General features: G+C 60.0%; 18 protein-coding genes. 8 read left to right on the plus strand and 10 right to left on the minus strand.

Annotated elements, in window-relative coordinates; translation table 11 throughout:
• Positions 1-22 precede the first annotated feature (22 nt).
• The 3 genes from OOZ53_RS23050 to OOZ53_RS23060 all read right to left on the minus strand — a co-directional run bounded on the left by OOZ53_RS23050 (position 23) and on the right by OOZ53_RS23060 (position 1935).
• Entirely contained in the window at positions 23-1048 is a 1026-nt protein-coding gene (locus OOZ53_RS23050) for an NAD(P)/FAD-dependent oxidoreductase (protein ID WP_271092113.1), read from the minus strand.
• A gap of 45 nt (positions 1049-1093) precedes the next feature.
• A complete protein-coding gene (locus OOZ53_RS23055) occupies positions 1094-1414 on the minus strand; it encodes a 2Fe-2S iron-sulfur cluster-binding protein (RefSeq protein ID WP_271092114.1) in 321 nt (106 codons plus the stop codon).
• Positions 1415-1554: 140 nt separating this feature from the next.
• Positions 1555-1935: an Hpt domain-containing protein gene (locus OOZ53_RS23060; protein ID WP_271092115.1), complete on the minus strand. Its 381-nt coding sequence runs from the start codon at positions 1933-1935 to the stop codon at positions 1555-1557.
• Between the two features lie 419 nt (positions 1936-2354).
• On the opposite strand from OOZ53_RS23060, the gene OOZ53_RS23065 reads away from it, so the two are divergent.
• Positions 2355-7337: an apolipoprotein A-IV repeat region-like domain-containing protein gene (locus OOZ53_RS23065; protein WP_271092116.1), complete on the plus strand. Its 4983-nt coding sequence runs from the start codon at positions 2355-2357 to the stop codon at positions 7335-7337.
• A gap of 79 nt (positions 7338-7416) precedes the next feature.
• Here OOZ53_RS23065 and OOZ53_RS23070 read toward each other — a convergent pair whose 3' ends face one another.
• From OOZ53_RS23070 to OOZ53_RS23085, 4 genes are all read right to left on the minus strand, one after another.
• A complete protein-coding gene (locus tag OOZ53_RS23070; RefSeq protein ID WP_425499223.1) occupies positions 7417-7980 on the minus strand; it encodes an ABC-type transport auxiliary lipoprotein family protein in 564 nt (187 codons plus the stop codon).
• 103 nt (positions 7981-8083) lie between these two features.
• On the minus strand, positions 8084-9457 hold the full coding sequence (locus tag OOZ53_RS23075) for an MlaD family protein (protein WP_271092118.1): 1374 nt from the start codon (positions 9455-9457) through the stop codon (positions 8084-8086).
• Between the two features lie 77 nt (positions 9458-9534).
• Entirely contained in the window at positions 9535-10359 is an 825-nt protein-coding gene (locus OOZ53_RS23080) for an ABC transporter ATP-binding protein (RefSeq protein ID WP_271092119.1), read from the minus strand.
• Positions 10360-10364: 5 nt separating this feature from the next.
• Positions 10365-11456, minus strand: a complete 1092-nt coding sequence (locus OOZ53_RS23085; RefSeq protein ID WP_333780608.1) for an ABC transporter permease — start codon at positions 11454-11456, stop codon at positions 10365-10367.
• Positions 11457-11831: 375 nt separating this feature from the next.
• On the opposite strand from OOZ53_RS23085, the gene OOZ53_RS23090 reads away from it, so the two are divergent.
• The 3 genes from OOZ53_RS23090 (at position 11832) to OOZ53_RS23100 (ending at position 14492) form a co-directional block, all read left to right on the plus strand.
• Complete coding sequence (locus tag OOZ53_RS23090) at positions 11832-12899, plus strand: UDP-3-O-(3-hydroxymyristoyl)glucosamine N-acyltransferase (protein WP_271092120.1); 1068 nt, start codon at positions 11832-11834, stop codon at positions 12897-12899.
• Positions 12900-13017: 118 nt separating this feature from the next.
• A complete protein-coding gene (locus tag OOZ53_RS23095) occupies positions 13018-13278 on the plus strand; it encodes an acyl carrier protein (protein ID WP_136656879.1) in 261 nt (86 codons plus the stop codon).
• Positions 13275-14492, plus strand: a complete 1218-nt coding sequence (locus tag OOZ53_RS23100) for a beta-ketoacyl-[acyl-carrier-protein] synthase family protein (RefSeq protein WP_271092121.1) — start codon at positions 13275-13277, stop codon at positions 14490-14492. The genes OOZ53_RS23095 and OOZ53_RS23100 overlap by 4 nt, the downstream gene beginning before the upstream one ends.
• 24 nt (positions 14493-14516) lie before the next feature.
• Here the strand turns inward: OOZ53_RS23100 and OOZ53_RS23105 are convergent, their stop codons facing one another.
• Complete coding sequence (locus OOZ53_RS23105) at positions 14517-15878, minus strand: MFS transporter (protein WP_271092122.1); 1362 nt, start codon at positions 15876-15878, stop codon at positions 14517-14519.
• 20 nt (positions 15879-15898) lie between these two features.
• Positions 15899-17278, minus strand: a complete 1380-nt coding sequence (locus tag OOZ53_RS23110) for a DHA2 family efflux MFS transporter permease subunit (RefSeq protein ID WP_271092123.1) — start codon at positions 17276-17278, stop codon at positions 15899-15901.
• A 194-nt stretch (positions 17279-17472) separates the two neighbouring features.
• Here OOZ53_RS23110 and OOZ53_RS23115 point away from each other — a divergent pair, with 194 nt between their 5' ends.
• Complete coding sequence (locus OOZ53_RS23115) at positions 17473-18354, plus strand: alpha/beta hydrolase fold domain-containing protein (protein ID WP_271092124.1); 882 nt, start codon at positions 17473-17475, stop codon at positions 18352-18354.
• An 11-nt stretch (positions 18355-18365) separates the two neighbouring features.
• On the opposite strand, the gene OOZ53_RS23120 is transcribed toward OOZ53_RS23115, so the two are convergent.
• Positions 18366-19193: a UDP-2,3-diacylglucosamine diphosphatase gene (locus tag OOZ53_RS23120; protein WP_271092125.1), complete on the minus strand. Its 828-nt coding sequence runs from the start codon at positions 19191-19193 to the stop codon at positions 18366-18368.
• Positions 19194-19394: 201 nt separating this feature from the next.
• On the opposite strand from OOZ53_RS23120, the gene OOZ53_RS23125 reads away from it, so the two are divergent.
• From OOZ53_RS23125 to OOZ53_RS23135, 3 genes are all read left to right on the plus strand, one after another.
• A complete protein-coding gene (locus OOZ53_RS23125) occupies positions 19395-21701 on the plus strand; it encodes an NADP-dependent malic enzyme (protein WP_271092126.1) in 2307 nt (768 codons plus the stop codon).
• A gap of 156 nt (positions 21702-21857) precedes the next feature.
• The gene (locus tag OOZ53_RS23130) at positions 21858-22574 is read left to right on the plus strand and encodes a helix-turn-helix transcriptional regulator (protein WP_271092127.1); all 717 of its coding nucleotides are present in this window, start codon (positions 21858-21860) and stop codon (positions 22572-22574) included.
• 144 nt (positions 22575-22718) lie between these two features.
• Positions 22719-23361 (plus strand): acyl-homoserine-lactone synthase (locus OOZ53_RS23135; protein ID WP_271092128.1); only part of this gene is annotated, 643 nt, incomplete at its 3' end.

Consider the following 23361-nt stretch of genomic DNA (forward strand, 5'->3'; position numbering starts at 1 on the left):
CACCTTCGTCATCGGACCAAACCTATTTGACGCCGAGCTTTTTCTGCAGGCTGGTAGAGGACGTGGTGTACTGGAAGACAACACGCTCGTCGGGCCGTACGATCCGGCGCGCAGCCTGCGCCATCAGCGCCGCTTCGTGGAAACCGGACAGGATCAGCTTCAGTTTTCCGGGATACCAGTTGATATCGCCGATGGCGAAAATGCCGGCTTCGCTGGTCTCGAACTTCTCAGTATCCACGGTGATCAGGTTTTCGTGCAGATTAAGGCCCCAATCCGCGATGGGGCCGAGTTTCATGGTCAGGCCGAAAAACGGCAGCAGACGCGTACACTCCACTTCGAATTCGCTTTCAGGCCCTTTCAGCGTCGCCGATCGCAATTGACCGTCCTCGCCGCTCAGCGCCGAGACCTGGCCCACCTCGAAACGCAGCGCGCCCTCATCGCGCAGCGCGAACATCTTGTTGACGCTGTCATCCGCTGCGCGGAACTGCGGACGGCGGTGAACCAGCGTTACCGAGTTGGCTATCGGATGAAGGTTCAGTGTCCAGTCGAGGGCGGAATCGCCGCCGCCGACGATCAAGAGGTCATGGTCGCGGAATTCTTCCATCCGCCGCACGGCATAAAAGACGCTGTGCCCCTCAAAGGCCTCGATGCCCGGAATGGGCGGCCGTTTCGGCTGGAAGGATCCGCCTCCGGCGGCGACCACGACCACCTTGGCCCGCAGCACCTCGTCTTCATCCGTTTCGACCTCGAAGCGCCCGTCATCAAGCTTTCTGAGCGCCGTGACCATCCGGTTGAAGTGGAATTGCGGGTTGAAGGGCTTGATCTGCTCCATCAGTCTGTCGGTCAGATCCTGACCGGATATGACGGGCCAGGCCGGGATGTCATAGATCGGCTTTTCCGGATAGAGCTCGGCACACTGGCCACCCGGCCGGTCGAGAATATCGATCAGGTGACATTCAAGATCCAGGAGGCCAAGCTCGAAAACGGCGAACAGGCCGACCGGTCCGGCTCCGATTATGACGACATCGGTTTCAACGGATTGTGTCATCGTCCCATCCTGACCTTCCTCAGCGAGATGAGAGCTTTGTTGCGATCAGGCCTGGCGTTCGGGAACGTGAACGACCAGCCCGTCGAGCTCGGGCTTGACCTTGATCTGACATGATAGTCTGGATGTCGGCCGGACGTCATAGGCAAAATCGAGCATGTCTTCTTCCATGACATCGGGGGATCCGACGACTTCACTCCAGTCGTCATCGACATAGACATGACAGGTGGCACAGGCGCAAGCGCCGCCGCATTCGGCTTCGATGCCCGGCACTGCATTGCGGATAGCGTTTTCCATGACCGTTGAGCCGTCTTCGGCATCGACTTCAAAATTCGTGCCGTCATTGGCGACAATTGTCAGTTTGGTCATTCGGCAGGCTCCGCATTCAAGACAACAATGCGGAGTTAAAGACACCTGCGCGGAAGTCAAGCGTTGTTGCGAGAAATGCGCGCGTTCACACGGGATTGCGGCGTTTCACGCCACAATTGCGACACGGGTTTTGAAACCGGCTACCGGGACAGGCCGAAGATGAAATTCTCGACGTCGACAACAGCATCTGTCAGCGCGTCGTGAAGCACACCGTCGCTTGGGTCCTTCTCCAGGCTCTCGGCGGCACGCGAGACGCAGAACGCGCCGACGCTGCTGGCCGAACCGTGCAGCGTGCGCACCACGGCAAGAAGGTCTTTCCTGTCGGTCAGGTGATTCGTTCCGCACAGCTGATTGACACATTGGCGCGCCTGGCGGGCAAACAGGCTGAGGACCTGAGTCTCGGCCTCCTTGTCTCCGGATGTCTTGCGCGCCAAGTGAACCAGATCGATCGGCCTTTCGCTTGACGGGCTGTGTTCGTGCCCGTGATATGGCGGCTCGAAGATTTCCCGATGTGCAACCATCGCCTATCCCTTTCCCGTTACTGTAAAAAACAGTGCACATCAGAATCTTCGGCAAGCACTTAACAGGTCCAGAGAATAGGCCAAAAAACTGCATTTATGGTTAACGCAACGTAAACACCGGAATTACGGTAAAATTTAACTGTGGGTATCGTCGGGCGCAGTTGTTCTTTGATCGGGCGAACTCATTAAACGTGCTGTAGAATTTGTTTCCAGCCGTTAACTGTGTCAGAAAAGGAAGCTGGCACGAGGCAAGTCCCCGAACAAGGGGACAGCGTGTGGGGAGTGCCCTGTCAATTGCGGTCGGAAATCCGGGTGCATGCGGCACCGTTTGCGACGGCGGTCATTCCCTCCGGAACACCGGACCAGAAACCCAGGCAGTGTCCCGGGAAAAAGGTACAGAGTACGAGGCATTGATCAGTATGGCGAAGAGAAACGCTCAAAGTAAAACGGCCAGTGACGATCCGCTAAAGGCACTTGAAGACGCGTTGCGCCTCGACCTCGAAGGGGGTGAGGAGTCGGATCTGGTCGACGAGCCGTCACTGGAGGATCTGGAAGCCCAGGTCGCCTCGGCCGCCGCCGAATTGGCGAAGACGGATTCCGAGGCAAATGCCCGTGGATCGAAAGGCAGCACGCGCGAGACGCCGCGGCGTCAATCCGCCAAATCGGCAACGTCGCGCAACGCCGCTTCGAAGCCGGCACCGGCGCAGCAGGCAGCGCCGCAAGGCCGCGTCAGCCGCGTTCAGCCCAAGGCTCAATCCAGACCCCAGAAGCGTCAGCAGACCGCGCAGCAGAAAGCTGCGAGCACCCCCTCGCCGCTCTTCGCGCCGGCCAATGACGACAGCAGGGAATCCCGTGCTGCGATCATGCGTTCGCTGGACGGAAAGGGCGGCCGCACCGCCCGCATCGTGACCTATGTGCTCGCAGGTCTATGGGTTCTGGGCGGAATCGGCCTGTTCAATCTGGTCTATGGCGACAATTTTGTTTCGACAGCGGATCTGATCGACAGTCCCCAGTTCCTGATGATGATCCTGGCAATCATTCTGCCGGTAATGATCATTCTCGCCTTCGGCATGATGATCGCACGCGCGCAGGAAATGCGTGCCGTTGCCAAATCGATGGCTGAACTCGCCGTACGGCTGTTCGAGCCTGAAACCATGGCGACCGACAACATCATGCGCGTGGGACAGGCCGTCCGCCGCGAAGTGTCCGCCATCAATGAGGGCATCGAACGCACCATTGCCCGGGCCTCCGAGCTCGAGACACTGGTTCACTCCGAAATCAACGCCCTGGAACACAGCTATTCGGACAATGAGGTCCGGCTGCGCAGCCTTGTCGAAGGGCTTGCCAATGAACGCGAGGCCATCGTCAGCCACTCCGAGCGCGTGCGCGCCTCCATTGTCAGCGCACATGAACAGCTGCGCGAGGAACTGGAAACCGCCGGTGACGAGATATCCAGCCGCCTGACGACCTCCGGAAAGGCCGTCGCTGCGCTGCTTGACACCCGCACCACCAAGCTCTCCGAACAGGCCGACGAACTCACCCAGTCGGTCTCCGATCTTCTGCAGAAGCGCACCGAGGCGCTGATGCTGTCCTTCGGCAATTCGGGCCGCGCCCTGGCGACGGAATTCGACAATCGCCTCGAAGCGCTGCAGGTCAACCTGACCGAGCACGGCCAGTCGCTGCTGTCCGAGTTCGAGACACGCGCCTCGTCGCTCGATAACAATACGAAGAAGCTGAACACGATCCTCAACGAGCGCGCCCGCCAGCTCAACGAGACACTGGTTACCCGTACCAAGGAAATCAGCGAGAGCCTAAGCGTTGGCGAACAGGCGCTCAGCGGCGGCCTCGACAGCGTGATTGAATCGCTCAATGCCAAGCTCGACGAGAAGGCCGTGAATTTCCGCCAGAGCCTGCAGCATCACGCGGAAGACGCGATGAGCGATCTGGACGTGCGCTCCGGTTTCTTCCAGGAAAGAATGCAGAGCTCGATCTCACAGCTCAACACCGCATTCGATGAGCGGGTCTCTGAATTCACCGCAGCGTTCGAACAGCGCAGCGGTTCCTTGAGGGAAAAACTGGGCGAAAGCCTCGAAAGCCTGACCGACACATTGTCATCCAATGCCGACCGCATTGCCGGTACGCTATCGGAACGGTCCAATTCCCTTGGCGAGATGCTTGCGGGAAGCAGCGCCGAGATCGAGGGCAAGCTGGAAACCAAGGCCGGCGCCGTCGAGACGGCCCTGAGAGAGACCTCGCAACGCGTCGACCAGCTCATGGCTGGCGGCACCGAGGCGATCGCGCGTGCGGTTGACGATCGTACCGCCGCACTGTCCGCGTCGTTGGAGACAAGTGCCGCAAACATCGCGGGACTGATCAATGACGGCGCGCAGACCATCAACAACTCTGCCATCGACAATGCGCAGAAGATGGAAGAGACGCTGACTGCCAGCGCCGAGCGCCTCGAAGGCCTGATCGGCTTCGGAACCGCGGCCATCAACAACGCGACATCCGACAGCGCGGACAAGCTGGAATCGACACTCGGATCGAGCGCCGAGCGCCTGCAGAACCTGATCCGCGAAGGCACCCAGGCAATCGGAAATATTTCCAGCCAGAGCACGGAGTCCCTGGCCGGCACGCTTGGCTCGAATGCGGAACGGCTCGAAGCCATCCTTTCCGATGGCGCCGACACGGTCGGACGCGCCGTAACGGAAAACACCCATGCGCTTGCCGTGACCCTGGGCTCCAATGCTGAACGCATTGACAACCTGCTGCGCCAGGGAACCGGCACGATAGCCAAGTCCATCACAGACAATACGCAGTCGCTCGAATCCGCGCTGGATTCGGGGGCCGAACGTATTGACGGTCTCGTCAGCAATGGCGCCGGTTCCATCGCCAAGGCGGTAACCGAATCGACACAGCAATTGGCGGAGACGCTCGACGAGAATTCGGGCAGAATTGATACGCTCATCCGCGAGGGCTCTCAGTCGATCGCCAATTCGGTGACCGGCAATACCGAAATGCTTGCCAGCACGCTCGGAAGCAACGCAGAGCGCATCGACGTGCTTATGAATGACGGGAACCAGAGAATATCGGCCAAGCTGGACGAGTCCGTGGCGGCAATGGATTCGACACTGTCGGTCAATGTCGAACGCATCGGAGCGACCATCGACCAGCGCACGGCCAACATGCAGGAGCGTCTCGAGACGATGGACACGGCGCTTGGCGCCGGCCTGGAAAGCGTCACCGCCACGATCGAAACCCAGGCACTGGGCATGGCAACGACCCTGCGCGAAACGGTTGCCCAGACCGTGGAGCACATGGATTCCGAGGCACAGCGCTCCTACCAGTCCCTGCAGGGCATCGGAGAAGGTTTCTCGGCAAGGCTGAGCGAGGCCGCCACGGCCTATTCGGATGCAATCGAGGTTCGGCTGAACGAACGCACCGAGTCCTTGAACCGGCAACTGGCGGATCTGACCGACCGTCTGAGCGACAGCGAGTCCGGCATTATCGGCGCGGCACAGGCCATCACCGATGCCGCAGCGGAAGCCGGCGTGAAGGTTGGCGAACAGGCCAACAGCATCGCCTCGCACTTCGCCGACAGCGAAAAGGCCATGGATGCGCGCAACCTCGCCATCAAGGCGACGCTGGAAGAACATACGCGCGAACTGAACTCGATGCTCTCGAGCCGCTCGGCCGAGCTGTCGAAGCTGATCGACGAACAGGCCACACCGCTCGTCGAGGCCTATGCCGAACGCGGACATGCGATTACCAGCGAGCTCAAGCACATCACCGAGGCAAGCGCCGAGGAGCTGAGGGCTCAGAGCGCCGCGCTGGTTGAAGCGCTGACAACGCGGACCCGCGAAACGCTGGAAGCGATCGACAATGCCGGCAGCAGCCTCAAGACCGAAGTGACCGAACTGATTTCGGAGCTCGGACGCAGCAACTCGGCGATCTCGAACCTCGTCAACAACACCGCCAATACACTCGAGGAAGTGGATTCGCGGTTGACGAACACGACCGAGAAATTTGCCGATACGGCCGGCCGCGCGGCGGAGATGTTTGCCGGATCGACCCAGATCCTGCAGTCCAACATCGCGCAGCTCGATACGATTTCCGGCGATACGCTGGCCCGGGTGAGCGCCATCTCCGGCAGCTTCGAGGATCATTCGAAGATGCTCTCGACGGCATCGGACCTGCTCGGCTCGGCGCAATCGGGTCTGGCCAGCACGCTTGAGGAGCGCAAGGATGCGCTTGAAGGCCTGTCCAGCGGCCTGGTCCAGCGCTCGGAAGAGATCGAGAAGAACATGCGTTCGCTCGAATCGATCGTCGAGGATGCGTTCGAAAAAGCCCAGCAGCGCGCGAGCAGCACGGCAAAGGAACTGTCCGGCAGCCTGTCGTCGTCCCTGGACTCGATCGGCAGCATGCTGTCCGACACGGAAAACCGGTCATCGAACACTGCCGACACCATGAAGAGCGCGATCAAGGAAGCCGTGGAGGACGCCATCGGCCGCTTCTCCGGCGCTACCGACGAAATCCGCCAACTGGCCGGTTCGATCCGCGAGGAGCTCTCGGAAACGCGTGCGGAAATCAAGAAAGGCGTTTTCGATCTTCCCGAGGAGACGCGCGAAAGCACCTCGGCGATGCGCAACGCCGTATCGGAGCAGATCAAGGCCCTTCAGGATCTTTCCTCGATCGTTCAGCAATCGTCGCAGATGTTCGACCACTCAAGTCCGCGCTCACCGGCTGCACAGCCGACGCCACCGGCGGCTCCAGCGGCACCGGCAGCTGAGAAGCCGGCAGAGGCAGCACCGGTTGCCGAATCGCCGCGTGAAGTGCCGGCCGCCAAGCCCGCTTCGTCCAAGAGTGACCTGCGCGGCGGCCTGGGAATAATGCAAAGCGGCTCGCAGCCCGCCGGCAGGCAGCCTGAGAATCGCAAGCCTCAGAGCGAAGGATGGGTCAGGGACCTCCTGCGCAGCGCGTCTCGCAAGGAAGAAGAAGATGCACAGCCGCAACGCAACACAGGCAGCGCCAGCAATGCCCGCGAGCGCAACCCGCGCCAGGTGGTCGAATCGCTGAATTCGCTGTCGGTGGATATTGCGCGTGCAATCGATCATGACGCATCCGTCGACCTGTGGCGGCGTTACCAGAGCGGTGAGCGCGACATCTTCACCCGGCGTCTTTACACGCTCAAGGGTCAGAAGACCTTCGAGGAAATCAAGAACAAATATGCACAGGAGCCGGAGTTCAGGTCCGCGGTTGATCACTACATCGCAGATTTCGAGAAGCTTCTGGCGGATGTGGCACGGAACGACCGCGACAAGGTCGTCACGCAAACCTATCTGACTTCGGATACGGGCAAGGTTTACACCATGCTTGCCCATGCCAGCGGCCGCCTGAAGTAGTCATCGGTCGAAATTGAAACCGAAGCCGCCGGCACCACAAAGTGCCGGCGGTTTCTTTTGGGTCGCTGTTTGATGGCAATCAGACGATCTTGAGAACCCAGGCAACGATGTCGTTCAGCACCTTGCCATTGGCCTGGTCGAGCGCAGAGACAAAGCCTTCATTGTCATCGGTCAGCACCGGAGCTGTTGCCTGAAACACCCTTTGGGCGCGCACGACGCCATTGCGGTCGTTGATGATCCGCACGGATATCTCGACCACGGCCGTATCGCCGCCACCGGCGATGATCTCGAACGCTCGTATCGTCGGCGAGATCAGGTAATCGACGGCAATGCCGTCGCCAGGCTTGCCGACGCCGCCCAACCGGCCGGAATCTTCAAGCGCCTCGACCAGCTTTTCCTGGATGATCTCCGGAAGATTATCGTTCCACTGGGATTTCGCCAGATATTGTATCGAGGAGGGCGATGTTCGAATGACGATATTGGCACCGTCAAGCGACTTCAAAGCCCCCGGATCCGTGACAACGACCTGCCGGCCGCGCGAATACGGACCCTTTACGGCCGGGATGCTGGACAGCTCATAGGTGTCCTTCTGAGAGCCGCCGCCAAGCGCCGCGCATCCGCCGAGCGCTGCAACGCCGGTCATCAGAGCCGCTAGTGCGAAGGATTTACCGGTCCCGTACCTCAAGATCCCCTCAGCAAACTGTCCCCACAGTACCTTCTAGCTATCAGCGCCCCGGCACGTAATGTCAACGTCGCCGCCGCCCGTTATAGGTCTTTACGTCACCGGATGTGCCGAAAAGGATACTCTGCGGATCATCCCCGATCTTTGTGAAAGTCCGTTCGATCCGGGTGATCGACCGGCGAGCCTCGTTCACCAGAGCCTCGAAGTCGCGCAACCCGGTACCGGTAAATTGCTGCAGATTCGAAGCGATCGGGCCGATGGCAGCATTGATCTTCTCGCCCACTTCCTGGAAAGTCTGAAGCGTCTTCTTCGCCTCGGCCACGAGGCCGGATCCATCACCCTGCCCCAGGAACCCGTCCAGCTTGTCGAGTGTCGTCTGAACCTTCTGTGCCGCTTCATTCAGGCTGGCCGAGAGCTGCTCGACATTGGTGATGATCTGATTGATGTCGTCGTTGCGGTTCTCGATCGTATTGGCAACCGTGGTGAGGCTGGCGATACCCTGACGCGCCTGCGCGCTCGCCGCCGCGACATTGTCGACGGTTTCGCTGACCTTCTGCGCGTCCACGGCCGCGATCAGTGTATCGATGCCTTCCAGCGTCTGCTGGGCATCTTCACCGAGCTTGGCCAAGCTCGCCGCTGCCTGCTTCACATCCTCCATGATCGGTTTGATGTCGGTCGATGCGTCGGCGACATTGGCGCTGACTTCGGCGACATTATCGACGATTTCGGTCACCTTCTCAGGCTCCACCGCCGCCAGTATCGCATCGGCCCGCGTGACCACCGATTCGAGTTTGCCCGAAACACTCTCAAGTGTCGTCGAGAGCGAGGACACGTTTTTCAGGAAATCGTTGATTCCGTCGGAATTGGCGGCCAGCGCGTCGGAGAATGTCTCCACATTGTCGACGGTCTTGGTCAGCGGCCCCTTGGCCGTATCGACGAACTCCTCAATGCCTTTAACCGCCTTGTTGACGCGTCCGAGAATGTCCTCGGCGGTCGCCAGTATGTTGGTGACGCTGGATTCGTCCGCCGTGAGAATCGCATAACTGCCCTTCTCGACGGCCTCTTCCAGTATATTGACGCCGCCCGTATCGCCGCCGCTCAACTCGATATGCGACTGGCCGGTCAGCCCCTGAATGCCGAGCTTCGCCTTTGTCGTCGCATAGACCGGCGCCGAGGCTCTGACCTCGGTCATTGCGAGCACGAAATTCGGATCCACGCCGTCGATTGTGAGCGATTGTACGGAGCCGACACGGATGCCGTTGAAAAGGACCGGAGCGCCGACACTCAGTCCGCTGGCCGAACCCGGAATGCGAATTTCGAGTTGCGCCATCTGTCCGGACTTGCCGAATGTCGCCATCCAGTAGACAAAACCGAAAGCCGCAGCCATCACGAGGAGCGTGAACAGGCCGACAAGCGTGTAATTGGCTTTGGTTTCCATTATGGCCTACCCGGTCAGGGGTCTTTCATCATCCGTCGGTGATTCTTGAACATTCCGGTGACCGACTATGGCCCAATTCACTTCTCGCGCACAAGCGAGCGGGCTCTTTTACCCCGGAAATAAGACTTAACCCATGGCTCGTTGCTGGCGAGCATGTCCTCAATCGTCCCTTCAACGGCTATTTTCCGGTTGCCGAGCACCGCAATGCGGTCGCAGACGGAAAACAGGCTGTCCAGGTCATGCGTCACCATATAGACCGTCAGCCCCAGTGTGTCCCGCAATTTGCTGATCAATTCGTCGAACTCGGCCGCACTGATCGGATCAAGCCCAGACGTGGGCTCGTCGAGAAAGACCAGATCGGGATCCAGCGCAAGCGCCCGTGCCAGTGCGGCACGCTTGATCATGCCGCCGGAAAGTTCGGACGGGTAAAGATCCGCGGTCTCGGGGCGCAGCCCCACCAACTCGATCTTCAGCAGCGCCAGTTCGTCCATCAGCGTCTTCGGCAGGTCAAGATATTCCCGCATCGGCACCTGGATGTTCTCAAGCACCGTCAGAGCCGAAAAGAGCGCGCCGTGCTGAAAGAGCACGCCGAGACGCATATCCAGCGCGATCCGCTGCTGCGGCGTCGCCGTGTCATAATCCACGCCGAGGATCTTGATGGTTCCCCCCTGGCGTGACGAGAGCTGGAGGATCGTGCGCAGCAGAACCGACTTTCCCGCGCCCGATGCCCCGACAAAGCCGAGGATCTCACCGCGCCATATGTCGAGATCGAGTTTGTCCAGAACCTGGTGGGAACCGAAGGCGACACTGATGTCACGCGCCTCCAGAATACACTCACGTCCGTTCGTGCCTTTGCCGGCAGCGCCGCTCAGTTCGTGGTGATTGTGGGAAACGTCAGCCATCATTCCTAGAAATCGATCGCACCGTAGAAGATGGCAAAAAGGCCGTCGACGAGAATAACCACAAATATCGATTTGACCACAGCCGACGTGACGTGGCGGCCGAGGGATTCCGCGCTGCCGCCGACCTTCAGTCCCTCAACGGAAGAAACAATGCCGATGATCAGCGCCATGAACGGCGCCTTGATCATGCCGGATATGATGGTGGTCATGTCGATCGCCTCGCGCAGCCGCGTCAGGAATGTATCGGGTGTGATTCCCGAATAAACCCATGTCGTCAGCCCGGCGCCGATCAGAGCGGCAAAATTTGCGACAATCGTCAGCGCCGGCAGCATGACGGTCAGCGCCACCAGTCGAGGAAAGACCAGCACACCGACCGGATTGAGCCCCATCACCTTGAGCGCGTCGACCTCCTCGCGCATCTTCATGGAGCCGATTTCAGCGGTAATGGCCGAACCGGACCGGCCGGCGATCATGATCGCCGTCAAAAGCACGCCGATCTCGCGAAGCTGCAGGATGCCGACAAGGTCGACAACGAAGATTTCGGCGCCGAAATAACGCAACTGGAAGGCCCCCTGCTGCGCAATGATACCGCCGATCAGGAAGGACATGAGCGCGATGATGGGCACGGCCCGCACGCCCGTATGATCCATCTGGCTGATGATTGCCGCCGGCGACACACCTGCGGAGCGGTCGAGTTTGAGCTGCGTGCCCCGCACGGCCGAACCCAGGATGTACATCGCGGCGATGAAATCTTCCCAGAAGGAGACCGTCAGGCGGCCGACCGGCGCCAGTATCCGGTCGATAATCCTCGGCCCCGCATCGCTCCCCTCCTCCTCGTATTTCGTCCTCAGCGCGTTTCCGACGGCATCGAGAAGAATGTTCAGTTCCTCGCCGACCGACTGATAGGCGACCTTCAGACCACGCAGTTCCAGGTGATCACGCAGCCGCTCCACGATCAGCGCGCCCGACGTGTCGACCTTGCCGACATTGGCGAAGTCCACGGTTACGAGTTGGGCTGAAAGGGATTGCTCAAGGCCGCGCATCGTGGAGTCGATCTCGGCAACGCAGTAAAGCTGCCAGTCACCGGACAGGGCCAAATGCGCCTGGCCTTCCGACGTGCTTACCTCGACCTTCGGCTCATTCGGCTCGTCAACGGACCCGGATTCCTCCGGGGCGGAGGCTGCACTGCTAGAATCACTGCGTGGTGGCAACGGCATAGTTGACAAATACCGAGTTCTTCGCCACCTGTCACCGCTTATCCAATCGGGTACCGCCAAAGGTCACAGGCCATTTCCGGCGTGACCTTGGAGGCCTGCAACCGGTTTGAAACACCACATGAATGCATGTATGGTCGCGCCGGCCCGAAGCAAGCACCCTCGCCCGGACCTGAATTCTTTGCTACCGCTGCAGCTTCTGCCGGCCCGCCAATCATCGGGAAGAGCGCCGTACACACGTCTGCCGGAAATCTGGGAGTGAGCCTATTGAAAGCGCATGAGATCGCCGAAACGTTGAGTGGTGAAGTGGACGGGGATCCCGACCTCGAAATCGAGCGCGCCGTGCAGCCGGACCTGGCCGATGGCCGCAACGACCTGGCGGTGGCCCTGATGCCGGATTTCTTGGCAGGCCTGGCGACGACAAAGGCAGCAGCGGCGCTGATTCCCGCCGGCGTGACCGGCATTGAAATCGCCGCCGCAACGGTTATCCGCGTTCCCGCCGACCGAAGGACGCTGCCGGTGCTTTCGGCCCTTCTGCGCCGCAGGCCCAGCGTGGATGAAGGTGTGCACCCATCCAGCTTCATTGGCAGCAATGTCACCTTGGGCAAAGGCGTTCGCATCGGGCCGCTGTGCGTCATCGGCGACGGCGCTGTCATCGGTGAAGACACGATCATCGTTTCGCAGGCGACGGTCTCAAAACAGGCGGAAATAGGCACTGGCTGTTTCATCAATTCCGGAGTCCGCATCGGCATCGGCGTCAAGATCGGCGCCCGCGCCGTCATTCATCCCAACGCCGTGCTCGGCGCCGATGGCTTCAGCTTTCATCCGGTCGATCCCGGCAATGTGGAAGCCGCCAGAAAAACGGGCAGCGTATCGGACAAGGAAGACCGCGACTCCACATTGCTCAAGAACGAGAGCCTCGGTTCGGTAATCGTCGGCGATGACGTCGAGATCGGCGCATCGACGGCGATTGACTCGGGCACGCTGAAGCCCACAACAGTGGGTCGCGGAACGAAGATCGACGACCTTGTGATGATCGGACACAATGTTCAGATCGGGGAGGATTGCATCCTGTGTGCTCAGGTGGGTATCGCCGGCAGCACGATCGTCGGTGATCGTGTCACCCTGGGCGGTCAGGCCGGCGTCGGCGACAATCTGACGATCGGTGATGACGCAATCATCGGAGCGACAGCGGCGGTGGGCACACCGATACCGCAGGGCGGCATCTTTCACGGAACGCCGGCCGTTCCCCGAAAACAGGCGGTACGCGATCTCCAGAATATTCGAAGGCTCGATCGCTTACTGAAGAAAATGGAAAGCAAATAGCTGCTTGCCCTGCCGTTGCGAAACCGCTATCCCATTTCTTCGTGATCGCCGATTAATCTTTAATCGCGGCCGATAAACCTTTGTGAAGCAATGTAACGATAGCGATACCGAAAAGACCATGGCACTCGATCCAGAACGCACAATTGCGAAGATCATTGGCGAGCAACTCGGCCATGATCCGGACAAGATCGACTCCTCGACGACGCTGGACTCGCTGGGGGTCAACTCGCTCGAACTGATTGAAATCATCATGACGATCGAGGAAGAGTACGATATCGCCATCGACATCGACACCGTCTCGGCCGCCGAGAACATCAAGACCGTGGGTGACCTGCTGGAACTCGGCAAGTCCATGGGCATCGGATCCGCCAAAGCATGAGTGCAGCCAAAGTTGCCATCACCGGGATGGGGTGCACATCAGCGCTGGGAAACGATGTCGACGAGACCTGGTCGGCGATGAAGAACGGCGTTTGCGGCATCAGACCTTTCGAACAGATTGAAACCTACGATCTCAAGATCGGCATCGGCGGCGAGATCCCCAAGCCGGTAACGGCGGGTGTGCCGGATCGCTACATGTCCGCCTTCGACCGCTTCACGCTTCTTGCGATGGAAAGCGCCCGGCAGGCCATCGAACAGTCCGGTCTCGATTTCAGCGATACCGATCTGGCCAATCGTTCCGGATGCATCATCGGCGCCGGCAATTGCGGCTGGGAGATCGTCGAATCCGGATACCGGCGCTGTTTCATCGACGGCGCGAAGCGTATCCATGTCATGGCCGTGCCGCGCTCCATGTCGAGCGCGCCGGCCAGCCAGATCAGCATGTGGCACGGCATCAAGGGACCGGTCTATGGCGTAACGTCGGCCTGCGCATCGGCCAACCATGCCATCGTCGCCGGATATCATGCCGTGAAGAACGGCGAAGCCGATGTTGCCGTAGTCGGTGGAACTGACGCGCCGCTGATCTGGGGCGTCCTGAAGGCCTGGGAGTCGCTGCGTGTTCTGGCGCCGGAGGCCTGCCGCCCGTTTTCCGCCAACCGCAAGGGATTGGCCCTGGCCGACGGCGCCGGTGTCGTTGTTCTTGAGAACGCGGAGCACGCCAAGGCACGGGGCGCAAAGATTCTGTGTGAAATGATCGGCACAGGCATAACCGCCGATGCCGGGGACCTCGTCAATCCGACCGTTGACGGCCCATCGCGCGCGATGCAGCAATGCCTGCGTTCGGCCAGGCTGTCACCTCAGGATGTTGACTACGTCAATGCCCACGGGACCGGGACAAAGGCAAACGACGCGACGGAAACGAAGGTCCTACGCCAGGTTTTCGGAAGCCATGCCGACGAGATGGCCATTTCCTCGACAAAATCCATGCACGGACACGCGCTCGGCGGCAGCGGCGGCGTTGAACTGGTTGCCTGCATCAAGGCAATACACGAAGGCATCATTCCGCCGACGGTCAATTATGATGAACCCGATCCCGAATGCGATCTGGACGTCACGCCCAACGTGGCGAAGAAGCGCAATGTCGATGTGGCTGTCAGCAACTCGTTCGCCTTCGGCGGAACCAATGCCGTGGTTGCGGTGCGCAAGGCCTCCTGACAGAACTTCCACCAATGGACACTGCTAGCCGGGATCGGCAATTCCGGTATCGTCCTTCAGACCGAACCAGGCATATAGGAAGACGGCGGCCGCCAGCGCGGTGACCGCCGCAAAGACCCCCTGATAGGATTGCGTTGTTGAAAAGACCGCGCTGCAGACCGCCATTCCGACGGTCCCGCCAAGCATTTGCGCCGACATGGCAATGCCGCCGGCTTGCCCTTTCTGCGTACCCGCAGCCGCTCGCATGACAGCTTTTCTCGGCGGGGTGTAGAGCATCGGAGCGACCATGCTCCAGAATAAAAAGGCCGGAAAGATTGCCCAGTAATTGTCCAAAGGGAGCACAAGGGTCACCACCAGCATGGCCGCGAGCGATCCGCCGATACCGACCAGCGACGTCTTGCGGCACCCATATGCGTCCGCCAGCCTGCCGGCGGGCGCGGCCAGAAAAGGCTGTGCGATGACGGCAGGCACAATGGCCGCACCGGCCAGGGCCGGATTCATTCCAAGAACACGCTGAAAATACAGAACCGCAAATATGAATAGCGCCATCTTGATGAACTGCGCCGTGAAGATGATGGCGTTCGCCGCGCCGAATGTCGGATCGCGGAAAAGCGCTATTTCGATAAGCGGCGCCCTGCTCCGCAACTCACGGACAATGAACGCGACCGACGCAACGCCGCCGATCAGCGCCGGCAACAGAATATACAGATGCAACCATCCGTAATCCGGTCCCTGCATCAGCGCGAAGACCAGGCAGCCGGCGCCGATGCACAGCAGCAACAGGCCCGGTATGTCCAGCGGCCGCGTGTCTTTCTTCTCCTCGATTCCCGACCAGGTCTTGCTGACGAGAAAAATCATCGCCGCGGTCAGAAACGGATTGATCCAGAAGATCCAGCGCCAGGAAACGTAATCCGACAGAACGCCGCCCACCAGCGGCCCAAGCGCCAGGAACACCGTTCCCACCATCCCGTATATGCCAAAAGCTTTGCCGTGTTCACGTTCCGGAAACATCAGTGTCACGATCGCCAGAGACAGCGGAAAAACGAGCGCCGCCGCGACACCCTGGACAGCCCTGGCTGCAATCAGCGTCCCCGCATCGGGAGCGAAACCCGCTACGATGGACGAAATCCCGAAAAGCGCGGTCCCCGCCAGATAAAGGGTTTTGAGCGGCAACATGTCCCCCAGCCGGCCGGCGACTGCGACCAGACAGGCAAACACGAGCAGATAGGCATTGACGATCCAGTGGGACGCAAGAACCGATATGCCAAGCTCTTTCTGGATGACGGGCAGCGCGACTCCAACCACGGTCTCGTCGAACAGCACCAGTCCAAGCCCGCCGGCCATCGCCGTCAGAAGCCACCATTTACGGTTTTCGTCGTTTATCACCGCCATATCCTTTCGACGGCCTATTCCGGACGCGCTTCGATGCCGGAACCCGCCTCGTCCGCACCAAGTGCCAACCACACGTAAACGAGTGTGACGAGCGTCAACGCAGTGACGGCCCGGAAAATGGCCTGATAGTTTTGCGTTGTCGAAAATATGGCGCTGGCAACTGCCATCCCGATGGTTCCGCCAAGCATCTGGCCCGTCATGACGATGCCGCCGGCCTGGCCGCGGTTTTCCGGCCGGACCGAACCCATGACCGCCTTTTGTGGCCCGATGAACAGGAACGGCATGGCAACGCTCCACAACAAAAAGGCCGGCAGGATCGACCAGTAAAGTTGCCCGGGAATGGCCAGGGTGAACCACAGGACGGAAACAAGGGCGATCGCGACGCCGATAACGGACGGCAGACGCGTTCCATAACGGTCGACGATCATACCCGTGGGCGCGGCCAGGAACGGCTGCAGCACCACGAGCGGCAATATGGCAAGCCCGGCCACAAACGGACTCATTCCGAGTTTCGCCTGGAAATAAAGCGCGCCGAAAACGAAGGTGCACACTTTCATGAACTGCGCGAGGAATATGATCGCGTTGCTCGCGGCAAAGGTCGAGCTGGCGAACAGTTCCAGATCGATGAGGGGCGCCCTGTTGCGCAATTCATGGACGACGAAAAGAGCCGATGCCACGATACCGACAGCCAGCGGAATGATCGTGACAGGATTGCTCCAGCCAAAATCGGGCGCTTGCATCAGGGCGAACACGACAAGCCCGAGACCTGCACAAAGCAGTACGACGCCGGGTATATCCAGCGGACGCTCGTCTTTCCGCTCCTCGACATCGCCCCAAGCCCGGACAACGATAAAGATCATTGCAGCCGTCAGAAAAGGGTTGATCCAGAAGATCCAGCGCCACGAGAGGAAATCGGCGAACAGCCCGCCCACGAAGGGCCCCAGCGCCAGGAAGACGGTGCCGATGGTGCCATTGAGGCCAAGCGCGAGGCCGCGCTGCTCCGGCGGGAAGATCAGGGTGATGATCGACAGCGACAGTGGAAAGACGATTGCCGCACCGATCCCCTGTATACCGCGCGCAATGATCAGCGTCTCCGTATTCGGCGCAAATCCTGCGGCAACCGAAGACAGGCCGAACAATGCCGTACCGGCCAGAAAGAGCGGCTTGAGTGAAAACAGGTCCCCCATCCGGCCGCCGATCGCGACCAGCCCTGCGAAAACCAGCAGATAGGCGTTCACCACCCAGTGGGACGCGATCTCCGACATGCCGAGTTCCGACCGGATGACGGGCAGCGCGACGCCCACGACGGTCTCGTCAAACAGTACCAGGCCGAGGCCGCCCGACATGGCTGTCAGCAGCCACCATTTTCGATTGTTCTCATTTACGATGAGCATGCGCCCTCTTCGCCTCGCCGCGAAATACAACAGAAGCGCGACCAACCTATCAGATTCCCCGATCGGCGGAACGCACAATGGCGGAAATCGTTTTATCCTATTGACTTGACAAGTGTTTTTGTAACGGTATTTCGTAAGCGATCGTTGCAAGCGTAAACAGTATGACCAGTATCAAGTGTAAAGTTCAGTTGCTGATGCTTCGGCTGACAATGCGAAAGCATTTCAGCAGCCCGGAAGCTCTGCACCGCCAGATTGCCATAGCAAGGCGGCGCCGGAACATTGATCCCCCGCGCCATGTGCGGGAAAACTACAAGATTGTCGAAACCCAATGGCATGGCTTTCCGGTCTATGAGATGGCCCCGCTGGGCACGCAGCCGGACACCGACATACTTTATCTTCACGGCGGCGCGTTCGTATTCGAACTGGGCCCCATGCACTGGAGCTTTCTTGCAAGCTTGGCCCGCCGGAAGAACGCGCGCATTCATATACCGGTCTATCCTCTCGCTCCCGAACATGGCTGGCGCGACGTTCACGATTTCCTGGGGCCGCTCTACGCAAAAATCGCGGAACGGGTCTCGGACGGCACGCTGCTGCTGATGGGGGATTCCTCGGGCGGCGGTCTGGCGACGGCATTGGCGCTGGATTTTGCCGAGAACGATGTGCGCCCGCCCGATCAACTCCTGCTGTTGAGCCCCTGGTTCGACGCAAGTCTTTCGAACCGCCAGATCGCGGAAATCGCAGAGGACGATCCATGGCTTGCGGTTGAGGCCATGCGTGAGGCGGCGCGTCTCTATTGCGGTGAGGACGATCTCAAGGACCATCATGTCAGCCCGATATACGGTGATCTGTCGGCCCTGCCGCCGACCCGCATATTCATCGGCACCCACGATATCCTGTACCCGGACTGCGTCTCCTTTGCGGAAATCGCCAACGCCTGCGGCGCCAGCGTTGAACTCAATGTCGAACCCGAGATGTTTCACGTCTGGATGATGTTCGACATGCCGGAAGCCAGGCGAACCCTGGACGAGATTGCCTCCGGCCTTCCGGCCCGGACGGAACCTGCCCTGACGGATTGACCGCTGCCGCCTCAGGCGGCCCTGGCCGGCAGTCGCTTTGCCGCACGATCGGCAACCGCTTTCTCCTGCCCGCTCCTTTTGGGCGCGAGGCGAATGTGGTGATCCCATCGCAGAAGATGCATCTTCCCGTCGAAATCCTCACCGACCGCGGTACAGCTTTCCACCCAGTCGCCGGTATTGATGTAGCTGACACCGTCGAAATCCTCGATGGTGGCATGATGGATATGGCCGCAAATCACGCCTTCGACATCCCGCTTGCGCGCTTCCTCGACGACGACCCGCTGAAATTCTCCGATGAAGTTGACCGCCTGCTTGACCTGCAGCTTCGCCCAGGCCGAGAAAGACCAGTATGGCAGGCCGACGCGGCGGCGCACACTGTTGAGCGCGCGGTTGACGAATATCGCAAGATCATAGGCCCAGTCGCCCAGATGGGCGAGGATGCGCGCATGGCGGACGATGACATCGAATTCATCGCCGTGAAGCACCAGGTAGCGTTTTCCGTCTGCGCCCTCGTGTATGGTTTCCAGCGCCACCTCGATGCCGCCGAAATGCGTGCCAGGAAAATCACGCAGGAACTCGTCGTGGTTTCCGGGAATATAGATGATCCGGGTGCCCTTGCGCGCCTGGCGCAGCAGTTTCTGCACGACATCGTTGCAGTCCTGCGGCCAGTTCCAGCTGCGCCTGAGCCGCCATCCGTCGATAATATCGCCGACGAGAATGATCTGCTCCGCCTCGTGGTATCGCAGGAAGTCGATCAGATAGTCCGCCTTGGCGGCCTTTGATCCCAGATGAATATCCGAGATGAACAGGGTTCTGTATCGGGTCACCGTTTCTGTCATCGCCGTCACCGCCGCTGCAGTTCACTTGCCGATGGATAACCAGAGTCGTGTCACAATCTGATGACAGCCGCCGCCGGACCGGGCCCGTTTGAAACATCTGCATGAAACTGCAGCCTAAAGGTGCCCTTTATCCGGCCGCGAATTCGGTTAAATAGAATGACCGAAACAATTTGACTCGACGGCAGCGGAGGAACGGTCCAGATGAATACGAAGAACGGCAGTTCCGGCAACGCGGATCACAGCGATTTGGACGAAAGTGCGCTGTTCTTCCACCAGCATCCCCGCCCCGGCAAACTGGAAATCCAGGCGACCAAGCCGCTGGGCAACCAGCGTGACCTGGCGCTTGCCTATTCACCCGGCGTGGCCGCGCCGTGCCTTGCCATCAAGAACGAGCCGCACACGGCGGCCGACTACACAGCAAGGGGCAATCTCGTAGCGGTCATTTCCAACGGCACTGCTGTGCTTGGGCTGGGCGCCATCGGCCCGCTCGCATCGAAGCCGGTAATGGAAGGCAAGGCGGTTCTCTTCAAGAAGTTCGCCGGCATAGACGTTTTCGACATCGAGATCGATTCGAACGAAGTCGACCACATGGTGTCCGTCATATCCGCGCTCGAGCCGACATTCGGCGGCATCAACCTCGAAGACATCAAGGCGCCGGAATGTTTCGAGGTCGAGGCAAGGCTTCGCGAAAAGATGAACATTCCGGTCTTCCACGACGATCAGCACGGCACGGCCATCATCGTCGCCGCGGCGATCATCAACGGGCTGGAACTGGCCGGCAAGAAACTCCCGGACGCCAAGATCGTCACCAGCGGCGCGGGCGCTGCCGCCCTCGCCTGCCTCAACCTTCTTGTCGAACTCGGCGCCAGGCACGAGAACATCTGGGTACACGACATCGAAGGGCTGGTTTACCGGGGCCGCACCGTGCTGATGGATCCCTGGAAGGACAACTATGCCCAGCCTTCCGATAAACGCCGGCTCGACGAGAGTATCGTCGACGCCGATGTCTTCCTCGGCCTGTCCGCCGCCAATGTCCTGAAACCCGAAATGCTCGTCCAGATGGCCGACAAGCCGCTGATCATGGCGCTGGCAAATCCGGTCCCGGAGATCATGCCCGAGGACGCGCGCAAAGCACGGCCCGATGCAATGATCTGCACGGGCCGGTCCGATTTCGCCAACCAGGTCAACAACGTCCTGTGTTTTCCTTTCATCTTCCGCGGTGCGCTCGATTGCGGGGCACGCACGATCAACGAGGAGATGAAGATGGCCGCCGTGCGGGCCATCGCCGATCTCGCCCGTGAAGAAGTTTCCGACGTGGCGGCAAAGGCCTATTCCGGCGAAACGCCGGTCTTCGGACCGGACTACCTCATCCCCTCGCCTTTCGATCCGCGCCTGATCCTGCGCATAGCGCCGGCTGTCGCCAAGGCCGCCGCCGAAAGCGGCGTGGCGACACGGCCGATCGAGGATATGGACGCCTATCTGGACGTTCTGAACCGCTTCGTCTTCAAGTCCGGTCTCATCATGAAACCGCTCTTTGCGGCGGCCAAGACCGCCCAGAAGAAGCGGGTCATCTTTGCCGAGGGCGAGGATGAGCGCGTGCTGCGGGCAACACAGGTTCTGACGGAAGAGGACATCGCGCAGCCGATCCTGATCGGCCGGCCGGAAATCATCGAAACCCGGCTCCAGCGTTTTGGCCTCAAGATTCGTCCTGGCAAGGACTTCCAGATCACCAACCCCCAGGACGATCCGCGCTACCGCGACTATGTCGACCTCTATTTCTCCCTTGTCGGCCGCCAGGGCATCAATCCGGAGGCCGCGCGCACGATCGTGCGGACCAATGCGACGGTCATCGGCGCACTGGCGGTCAGGCGCGGCGATGCCGATGCGATGATTTGCGGTGTGGAAGGCCGATACGCCAAACATCTGCGGGACGTCGACCAGGTCATCGGCCGGCGCGAAGGCGTTCAGGATTTCTCCGCGCTGAGCCTTCTGATCTCGCAGCGCGGTGCGACGTTCTTCACCGATACCTATGTCTCGCTGGATCCATCGGCGGAGGAACTGGCAGAAACGACACTCATGGCAGCACGCGAGATCCGCCGCTTCGGCATCAAGCCGCGCGCGGCCCTTGTCTCGCATTCCAATTTCGGCTCGCGCGAGTCCGGCAGCGCCAGCAAGATGCGCCGGGCCATCCAGCTCATTCGGGAGATGGATCCGGATCTCGAGGCCGATGGCGAGATGCACGGCGATTCGGCCATTTCGGAGGCTTTGAGACAAAGGGTGATGCCGAATTCGGCGCTGACCGGTGAGGCCAACCTCCTGGTGTTTCCGACCCTTGACGCGGCGAACATCACGCTCGGCGTGGTCAAGACGATGACCGATGCGCTTCATGTGGGCCCGATCCTGCTGGGTGGCGCGAAGCCGGCACATATTCTTTCGCCGTCGGTTACCTCTCGCGGCGTGGTGAATATGGCAACGCTTGCGGTGGTCGAGGCTTCAGTGCCGGAGTAGGAGCCGGCAGGGCTTTTGCATCCGTTTCACCGGAAGCTTGGGTTATGCGATACCGGCACGCTCGGTTCCATAGCGCCGCCCGAACCCGAAATGGCTGGACTTGACCCCGCCTCATATCGACAATGGCATTGCCCGCAATTTCAGGGGTTGTTCGATATGCACGTCCGACAGGCTTTTTTTGATCTTCTCGACATACTGGAAAAAGACGATTTCAGGGATACAGACGCCATACTCGCCAGGATGCAGACACACTACGGCATACGCCACCAGTGCTATGTCAACATGTCTTCATCGGGCGGGAAGCAAAATGTGCTCGATGTCGTTCATTCCTTCCCGGAGGAATTCGTCAACGTCTACAAAAGAAAGCTCTACGCCGTTGATCCGGTAATGCAGGCCGCCCTGATCGGTATCAAGCCGGTCGACTGGCAGGAGCGTCACAGAAACGAACCGGCAGCGCGGAAGACATTTGCCGTTGCGGCGGATTATGGCATCGGCGACACGGGCATGAGCATCCCGTTGCTGAGCCGTGGTAACGAGGCGGCGTTGTTTTCGATTTATGTGGAAATACGGCCGGAGGAATGGCCGCGTTACCGCAAGGAGGTGATTGGCGAGCTTCAAGTGCTCGCAACCTATCTGCATTCGGCCCGACGGCAAGGCAGCCAGGACGCCATCACCGCCGATCTGACGGCACGCGAATCGGAAGTTCTCACCTGGACGGCGGCCGGGAAATCCTACTGGGAGATATCCATGATATTGGGCATCTCCGACAGAACCGTCCGCTTCTTCATGACCAATGCGAGGCACAAACTCGGAGCCGTGACCAATTCGCAAGCGGTGGCGCTTGCGGTGTCGCAAGGGATCATTCCGCATTAAACGGTTTTCGGCATACCCATACGAAGCCCCGGCGCGCGCGGCACTCACAATCGGATGATGCTGAATACTGTCACAACCGACAGTACCGGACCTGTACGGTCAAGCCACATACTTCTTGAGTCTTCAATTGACTGGAGAAGTATCATGATCCGAATCTTTAACGAAATGGACCGGAAATCGAGCCCCGAACAGACGGCCGACATTTTTCGCCTGCGCAAACGTGTGTTTCATGACGCACTCAAATGGGATGTGCAGGTAACGGGCGATCAGGAAATCGATGCATTCGACGAGGCAAACCCGCTCTATGTGACATCCATTTCGCCGATAAGCGGCAGAATGCGCGGCGCCCTGAGGCTGCTGCCGACGCTCGGTCCGAATATGCTGGCGGACACGTTCCCGGAACTGCTGGACGGCGCGCCGAAAATCCGCAGCGCCGCGGTTTGGGAGTCCAGCCGCTTCTGCATCGATCCGGACCTTGCACAGGACCGGTCTTCCAACCAGGTGACCGTCGCGGCAGCCGAGCTCATGTGCGGCGTCGGCGAATTGGGGCTCGCCTCGGGCATTACCCACATTGTCACCGTCACCGATGTTTTCCTCGAGCGCATGTTCCGGCGCATGGGATGCCCGGGCGAACGAATCGGCAGGCCAAGGAGAATCGGTTCGGTCATTGCCGTTGCCGTGCGTTGGGAAGTCACACGGGGATTGCTGGAGCACATGAAGACAGTCGCCGCCATATCGGGGCCTGTCCTGGAAGCCCCGATGACCGTTGGCGAAGCGCGGCAGGCCG

It is taken from the genome of Allohoeflea poritis, assembly GCF_027889715.1.
GTDB lineage: Bacteria > Pseudomonadota > Alphaproteobacteria > Rhizobiales > Rhizobiaceae > Hoeflea_A > Hoeflea_A poritis.

What these genes read in the sequence shown, in the direction of transcription:
- OOZ53_RS23050 (WP_271092113.1), bottom strand. Translation starts at nt 1,048, where the DNA reads ATGACACAATCCGTTGAAACCGATGTCGTCATAATCGGAGCCGGACCG.
- OOZ53_RS23055 (WP_271092114.1), bottom strand. Translation starts at nt 1,414, where the DNA reads ATGACCAAACTGACAATTGTCGCCAATGACGGCACGAATTTTGAAGTC.
- OOZ53_RS23060 (WP_271092115.1), bottom strand. Translation starts at nt 1,935, where the DNA reads ATGGTTGCACATCGGGAAATCTTCGAGCCGCCATATCACGGGCACGAA.
- OOZ53_RS23065 (WP_271092116.1), top strand. Translation starts at nt 2,355, where the DNA reads ATGGCGAAGAGAAACGCTCAAAGTAAAACGGCCAGTGACGATCCGCTA.
- OOZ53_RS23070 (WP_425499223.1), bottom strand. Translation starts at nt 7,980, where the DNA reads ATGACCGGCGTTGCAGCGCTCGGCGGATGCGCGGCGCTTGGCGGCGGC.
- OOZ53_RS23075 (WP_271092118.1), bottom strand. Translation starts at nt 9,457, where the DNA reads ATGGAAACCAAAGCCAATTACACGCTTGTCGGCCTGTTCACGCTCCTC.
- OOZ53_RS23080 (WP_271092119.1), bottom strand. Translation starts at nt 10,359, where the DNA reads ATGGCTGACGTTTCCCACAATCACCACGAACTGAGCGGCGCTGCCGGC.
- OOZ53_RS23095 (WP_136656879.1), top strand. Translation starts at nt 13,018, where the DNA reads ATGGCACTCGATCCAGAACGCACAATTGCGAAGATCATTGGCGAGCAA.
- OOZ53_RS23100 (WP_271092121.1), top strand. Translation starts at nt 13,275, where the DNA reads ATGAGTGCAGCCAAAGTTGCCATCACCGGGATGGGGTGCACATCAGCG.
- OOZ53_RS23110 (WP_271092123.1), bottom strand. Translation starts at nt 17,278, where the DNA reads ATGCTCATCGTAAATGAGAACAATCGAAAATGGTGGCTGCTGACAGCC.
- OOZ53_RS23115 (WP_271092124.1), top strand. Translation starts at nt 17,473, where the DNA reads ATGCTTCGGCTGACAATGCGAAAGCATTTCAGCAGCCCGGAAGCTCTG.
- OOZ53_RS23120 (WP_271092125.1), bottom strand. Translation starts at nt 19,193, where the DNA reads ATGACAGAAACGGTGACCCGATACAGAACCCTGTTCATCTCGGATATT.
- OOZ53_RS23125 (WP_271092126.1), top strand. Translation starts at nt 19,395, where the DNA reads ATGAATACGAAGAACGGCAGTTCCGGCAACGCGGATCACAGCGATTTG.
- OOZ53_RS23130 (WP_271092127.1), top strand. Translation starts at nt 21,858, where the DNA reads ATGCACGTCCGACAGGCTTTTTTTGATCTTCTCGACATACTGGAAAAA.